This window comes from Nocardiopsis sp. JB363 (assembly GCF_900143625.1).
GTDB lineage: Bacteria > Actinomycetota > Actinomycetes > Streptosporangiales > Streptosporangiaceae > Nocardiopsis.
Genome location: NZ_FRFF01000186.1, coordinates 1 through 6675, shown reverse-complemented (window position 1 = coordinate 6675; position 6675 = coordinate 1). Strand labels below are relative to the sequence as shown.

Here is a 6675-nt window from a genome sequence, read left to right as displayed (position 1 = left end):
CCCTTCCCCGCCGCGTGATTGTGGCCGTCTCCGCTACGCGCGTCAAGGTCGTCGCAGGGGCGGCTTCGCCGAGAGAGCGCTCCACCTTGACCCGCTTCGCTACGACGGCAGTTGGCGGCTATCGGGAAAGCGGGGAGTGGGGTCAGGGACCCAAAAGCCCTCCCGGGCCTTCGGCCCGCCGGGCTTCGCCCGGTCCGGCCGCAGCCGGCCGAATCCCTACCCGTCCGTCTCGTCTTCTCGTTGAGCGCGTCGCCACTACGTGACGGGTCGGGTCACGAAGGGCCCGCTACAGGTGCTCACAAGGTGGGCCGCGTCCCAGCGGTGGCCGGCCCTGGTGGAGGTGGATCGGTCACTCCCCAGCACCGGTGCGGTGCCGGTACCCGCAGCAGTATCGGTGCCAGTACCGGTGCGGGTGCGAGTGTGCTGCCGGTACCCCCAACGGGAGCCACGTTGGCCCTTGGATATGGCTCTGGGTGGGGGGTTCGCAGGGGTAGGCATGCCGATATCCCCACAAGGCACACGGCCTTTGGGGTCTGACACCCACCCGGGGGTGTTTTTCGAGAGGTGCGGGGGCTGCTCCGGGTTGATCGTTCGGAGCAAGGTGGGCTTTCGCCTGGTCACAGGGCGTGGTGTTAGAGGGCGGTGGCTGGGGCTGGCTCCCCCTCACCGTCCCCGCCGCCACCGTCCTTCTCGGTGTTCTGGCGGTTCTGGGTGTGGTGGTGTTCCCAGATCTGCTGGTTCGCCTTCACCTGCAACCGGTGCTTGAGCCGGTTGTGGGTGGAGCACAGCAGTTGCATGTTGTCCGAGCTCGTGGCCCCGCCGTGGGAGAAGGCGATGATGTGGTCGAACTGCGACCAGCTACGCGGCATGTCGCAGCCTTCGTGCCACTCGCAGTGAAACTCTTTGTAGCCGGCCGCTTGGCGTACGGGGTCGGGAGCGCACCGGTGCTTCTGCCCCACATCGAGCAGGGTTTTGCCTTCGGCGTCGGTCAGGAAGCGGCGCAACCAACTCTTCGGGGTGAGACGGGAGATCATCTGGTCGGGGATGACCACCCCATCCTCCGTCACCGCCGGCTCCGCCGAGGTATCTCCCAGGTAGCGCTTGAGCGGCACGGTGATGTTCAACGTGACCACCGGCTTCGGCGCCTTCGCGCACGTGCGGTGGGCCAGAGCGGTCTCGAAGATCCGCATCATCGCGTCATAAGTGCGCTGATGCTTCGGCACCGCCGCACTATCCGGACCATACGGTTCGGTGTAGGCATCCAATGCGGCCTGGATCAGCTGGTTATCCGCACCCGGCCCCCACATCCGCAGCAGGAACCCGCCTTCAAAGGTCGGCGAGAACTGCGCACCACGGTTGTCGAAAGTCTCATCATAATCCCGGTCGGCTTTATCGGGGTCCAGTTGGGCGACGAACCATTTCGCCGCGTCCCGCAACTGACGCACCGACGCCTTCGGGCACTCCTTCTTATAGGCGATCAGCCCGAACTCCAGGCGGGCCCGAAAACCCTCCACGTCGGGGTGGTCGGCTTTGAACGCCTCATCGGCTGTTTCCAGGACCTTGGCCCAGTCGGTCACAGCCTTTTCGGTGGAGGTCGCGATCGCACACGCCTCACCCAACGACAGGGTTGCGTCCCCAAACGCCTCATCCACCAACGGCAACTGCTGGCGGTGCACGGCCCGGGCCAGAGTGGCCAGATTGGTGGCCTCGGCGGGGGTGGTGCCCCACTTGTGGGTGATCCACGCCTGGATACTGCGCTGGCCACCCTCTTCGAGCAGGTCCCCGGTGGCCTCCATGGTGGCCAGGTCACCCAGCAGAAGGTAGGTGGAGCGTTCCATGTCGCGGTGCAAGCCCACCGATTGTTCCAGCCGGCTTTTCGCACAGCCGGGCGGGATGGGGGTGGTGAAGATATCCTCGATCTGCTCGCGCACACCCGCCATTGCTTTCTCGACCGGGGTGGCCCCGGTCGAAGCGGTGTGGGTGTCAAAGAAGCGCATACTCCGATTATATGCCAATGCCATAGAGAATGGCAGCCCTACTCTCGGGTATATTATTTTCTTTTCCCAAGGCGCCGGCGTGCCTATCATGGAATGGCGCCTTTTGCGGGTTATCCACAACCCCTTTTTCCGCCATTACCCCACCGGAGCCGGCAACCGCTGGGACGCGGACCACCACCCGACCCATTTGTAGCGGGCCCTTCGTGACCGGGCCCGTCACGTAGTGGCGACGCGCTTAACGACACCACCAGACGGACGGGTAGGGATTCGGCCGGCTGCGGCCGGACCGGGCGAAGCCCGGCGGGCCGAAGGCCCGGAAGGGCTTTTGGGTCCCTGACCCCACCTCCCCCTTCCCCGATAGCCGCCAACCGCCGCCCGTGCCGTGCGGGTCAAGGTCACCCGCCCCGCTGCCACAGCACACAACATCGCCTTGACGCGCACGGTACGGGCGGCAACAATCACGCGGCGGGGAAGGGGGAGACCACCGCAACCCCGCCCGACCACCCCAGGTCCCTCGACCTCAGGCGCCCCACCACAGACCTACGAGACGCCCGACCACCCCAAGGCACTCGACCTCCGGCGCCTCACATCGGCGTATTCTCACAGGATCACCGCAAGTTCCCAAAGCCATCCGTCAGGAGGCGGTTCAATGACGAAACGCAAGCCCACCGGCATGGAATTCGAGTCCTGGATCGACGCCCAGATCCGTGAGGCTCAGGAAAAGGGGGCATTCGACGATCTTCCCGGTGCCGGCAAGCCCATTCCCGACATCGACCGCCCCTATGACGAGAACTGGTGGATCAAGCGCAAGCTCAAGCAGGAGAACGTCTCGCTGCTGCCGCCCACTCTGCGACTGCGCAAGGAGGCCGAGGACACCCTGATCGAGGCGCGCACGGCCCGGACGGAGAAGCGGGTCAGGGAACTCCTGGACGGCCTGAACAAGAAGATCCGGGCGATGAACACGAACGCACCCCCGGGCCCGCCGCTCAACCTGATGCCCTATGACGTCGACGAGTTCCTTCGCGACAAGTGGGAGGGGCCTGAGGGCTGATCCCTCCCAGGTACGGGTGGCCGACTGCGGCCGGCGGGGCCACCCGAACGGTCGGGTCGGGTATGGCTGGATAGTCTTCCGGTACCCCAGCAGTCGCGCACCGTGAGGTGGACCCGTTGAGCGTCGAAACCCCCAGGGACAGCACGTCCAACAACGCCCGGGATGTCTTCGGAACGTTGTTCCAGGCGCGTGACATCACGGTCCACTACATCAACGGTGCCATCTCTGATGTCTCCGACGATTCCGAACGCACCTTCGATCTCCTGGTGCCTCCCTCCTATGTGGACCGGGATGAACCTCGGGCCGACGCGCAGCGGATCATCGACGAGGACCCGAGTGCCTCGACCATGCTCACGGTGTCCAGCAAGATCCAGGGCGGGGGCACGACCGCCTTCGGTCTGAAACTCCTGCACGACGGTTTCGAACGGGATCGTGCCCGTTTTCCCGGCGGCCACGTCCTGGTGGACCTGGTCCGGGAGGATCCGTGGATGGCCGTGGGCCGTCTGCTGCGTCTCATGGACATTCCGGAGGAGGACATTCCGGCCACCCTGGAGTGGCGTATCCAGAAGCTGCACCAGAGCCCGCGATGGCGGAGCGGGATCGCCGTCATGGTGGATTCTCCCGGCAACTTCACCGACGTCCGCCTCTTCCTGGCGACCTCCCCCGGAAGTCTCACCGTGGTCGCCGGACCCCAGGACTTCGACCTGAGGACGCTGGGCCGCGACGACAGGAGGCTCCTGCGCCACGTTCAATGGCGCTCCATCCAGCTGGACGCCCTGTCGGACGAGGACGCCACGACGATGTTCCGCCTGCGATCGGACCTGGCACCTTCCCGGCCGCGGGAATGGGCGATGGTCGCCGATTTCGTGGCCGCGGCCGGAGGCAATCCCGGGCTCATCGCGGACTACGCCTTCGATATCCACGTCGAACGCCAGTGCGGGGCACCGGACCCACTCGCCACCGCGCACCGGAACCACTTCGGTTCGAGCGCCGTTCCGGGGCGGCGTCCACGTGATCGCGTGGACTTCGCGGGACTCGATGACGGGCAACGTGCCTTGGCGGTCCGACTGGCCGGCCTCCCCGACGTCGATTTCGGTTTCGATCTGGCGGAGGCACTCATGGCCGACTCCGCAGGACCGCAGGACGTGCGTGCGGGGCTGGGAATCCTGGCGGAGAGGGGCGTCCTCGACACCATCGTGACCGGCCCCGAACCCAGGTTCCGCTTCATCACGCGCAGTATGAGGTCGACCTTCACCCCTGACACGGAGAAACGCTTGGACACCCCCCAACGCACCCTCACCCACTACTACGAAATCGGTTACGCCGCCCACCGAAAGCTGATGCCGGGTCGCTGGCTCCAGGTCGAACTCGACGGTCGTTCGGCCTTCCCCGACAGCGCGCGGGCCGCTCGCTCCTTCGCGAGCATCGACGAGGCCCGACAGGCGCTGACCCCCGAACGTCAGACCCTGGTCAAGGTCGTGATCGACGCCGTGGCCGCGGGCCACTTCGCGATGGCCGCGGAACTGTGCGAGGTTCTGTGGCCCTTCTGGTTCCACTCCGGCTGGTTCACCGACATGGTCGATGCGCAGGCGCCCGTATTGCGGGCGACCCTGGACACCCACCGCCTCGAACCCGCACGACTCTCCCGCCTGTGCGTGCAGACGGCCATCGCCTATCGCCGGGACCGGAACCCGACGGATGCGCGCCTTCAAGCGGAGCGGGCCCTGGAACTCGCCCAGGGCGAGCACCCGCTGGTGGTCCTCACCGCCCACGACGCGCTCGGGGACGTCGAGATCGATGCTGAAGAGTACGACGCCGCGATTGGGCACTTCGCCGAGGCCCGCCGCATCGCCGAAGGTCTGGACCCCGTCGATCTCAGGGCACTGCACATCATGGAACGTAAGGAGGGCGTCGCCCACCGGCGGGCGGGACGTCCGGCCGAGGCGGAGTCCTTGCTCCTGCACGCAAAGGGGCTGCTCGCCGAGGGCGACCACCAGAACCACGCCCGAACCGGCACGGCCCTGGGCGACCTGCGTCGGGACCAGGCACGATTCGAGGAGGCCCTGGAATCGTACGATGGCGCGATCGATCGCCACCGTCTCCTGGGCGACCTGCGCCGGGTCGGGGACGTGTACGTGCTGCGAGCCGACGTGAACCAGGCGCGGGACGCCGTGGCCTCCCGAGCGGACCTGGAGCGTGCGTTGGAGGCGTACGAGGCGGCGAACGCCGAGCGCGACGCGGCCGATGTCCGCGAGCGACTCGCCGGATGATCCTCCGGGCCGTCACTCTTCGTTCGATGCTCGGACGGTGAAGCTCGACTCGTGCTCGCCCAGCAGGACGAGGAGTGACCCCTCGGGGGCTTCACCCTCGACCCATAGATGCCAGTACGCCGAGGCGGCGGCGGTGGGATCGTGTCGGTGCCCGGGGTCGTCCGCCACCAGCCTGATCCGGGTGCCGTCACGGTCGACGAGCAGGCAGTCGGGGCCGTCCGCGGCGACCGCGAGGTGGGCCCGAGGATGATCGGACAGCCTCGCCCGCAGCAGTGCCCAGGAGGCACCCTCACCGGGGCTTTCCGAGTCGGGACCGCAGAGGAGCAGGCAGGCGGCTTCGCTCCACCGGGCCTGGGTCTCGTCCGTATGGGTGACCAAGTGGGGGCGGTCCAGGAAGAGACGTTCCTTGGTGACGGATTCGGCGGGGTGGCGGCGCACACGGAGCCTGGAACCCTCCTCCTGGACGGTGCTCCACAGTGGTGCGTGGTCGGTGGTGTCGGGCCAACCCCGTCGGTAGGGGATGGGGACGTCGGCCGGGAGTGTCCGTACCGGGTGCTCGGGTTCGGGCAGATCCAGGAGCCGATAGAAGGTCTCGCGCAGGATCCGTCCGGAGCCGCCGGGTTCGGAGTTGAGCCGGTCGGTGAAGGCCGCGAACCGGTCGGGTTTGTGGTCGGCGGCGTCGGCGAGGATCTGCGGGAGCAGGGGGAGGTCGGCGCGTAACCGGGTGGCGGAGCGGCCGAATCGGGCGATGGGGGAGAACGGGTCCATTTCGGTGTCGGGGAAGGCCCCGAGCATGGTGTGGGTACCCAGGGACGCCCCATAGGCGGTGACGGATCCGTGGTCGCCGATGACGTGGTCGGCGGCCACGAGCGCGGCCTGCCAGCCCTGGCGGGGCGGAAGTACGCGCAGACCGGCGCGTTCGGCCTCGGCGAGCCAGGAACGTACCTGGTGGTGACCGTGGCCGTGCCAGGTGTTGGGGTGCAGGGCCAAGGCGACGCGGTACTCGTCGACGGGTAGTTCGGCGAGCAATCGGTTCAGGAGTTCGGGCCGGGAGCCGAGGAGGGAACCCGGCCCCCAGGTGGAGCTGACCATGACCAGTTTCCGGTGCCCGGTTTCGAGGTGGTCGCGGTAGCGGTCACGCCAGGGGAGTCCGGCCAGGATGCGGTCGTGGGAGGGGTCTCCGGCGATGAGTGCGGCTTCCACGGCCTCGGGGCAGCTCAGGCGGAGACGGTCGAGCTGTTCGGGGTGGGACAACACGAGCGTTCCGGGAACGAGGGTCCCGTCCCGTAGGAGGGTGGCCGGCCCCAACATCGTTGTTTTAGGCTGTTTTCGCTGGTGGGGTGAGACGCCACAGGTG

4 protein-coding genes are annotated in these 6675 nt (G+C 67.3%); 2 read left to right on the top strand and 2 right to left on the bottom strand.

The features are described from left to right. Positions 1–632 precede the first annotated feature (632 nt). The gene (locus BQ8420_RS28405; protein WP_160049487.1) at positions 633–1997 is read right to left on the bottom strand and encodes an HNH endonuclease signature motif containing protein; all 1365 of its coding nucleotides are present in this window, start codon (positions 1995–1997) and stop codon (positions 633–635) included. Positions 1998–2646: 649 nt separating this feature from the next. Here BQ8420_RS28405 and BQ8420_RS28400 point away from each other — a divergent pair. Beyond that, positions 2647–3048, top strand: a complete 402-nt coding sequence (locus BQ8420_RS28400; RefSeq protein ID WP_087103075.1) for a DUF1992 domain-containing protein — start codon at positions 2647–2649, stop codon at positions 3046–3048. A gap of 116 nt (positions 3049–3164) precedes the next feature. Further along, entirely contained in the window at positions 3165–5318 is a 2154-nt protein-coding gene (locus BQ8420_RS28395; protein ID WP_087103073.1) for a tetratricopeptide repeat protein, read from the top strand. A 12-nt stretch (positions 5319–5330) separates the two neighbouring features. Here the strand turns inward: BQ8420_RS28395 and BQ8420_RS28390 are convergent, their stop codons facing one another. Next, positions 5331–6629 (bottom strand): hypothetical protein, encoded by a 1299-nt coding sequence (locus tag BQ8420_RS28390; protein ID WP_087103070.1) that lies wholly within the window; start codon positions 6627–6629, stop codon positions 5331–5333. Between the last annotated feature and the right edge of the window lie 46 nt (positions 6630–6675).

Bases quoted from the DNA above. Each gene is read 5' to 3' on its own strand.
- BQ8420_RS28405 (WP_160049487.1), bottom strand. From the start codon at position 1,997: ATGCGCTTCTTTGACACCCACACCGCTTCGACCGGGGCCACCCCGGTC.
- BQ8420_RS28400 (WP_087103075.1), top strand. From the start codon at position 2,647: ATGACGAAACGCAAGCCCACCGGCATGGAATTCGAGTCCTGGATCGAC.
- BQ8420_RS28390 (WP_087103070.1), bottom strand. From the start codon at position 6,629: ATGTTGGGGCCGGCCACCCTCCTACGGGACGGGACCCTCGTTCCCGGA.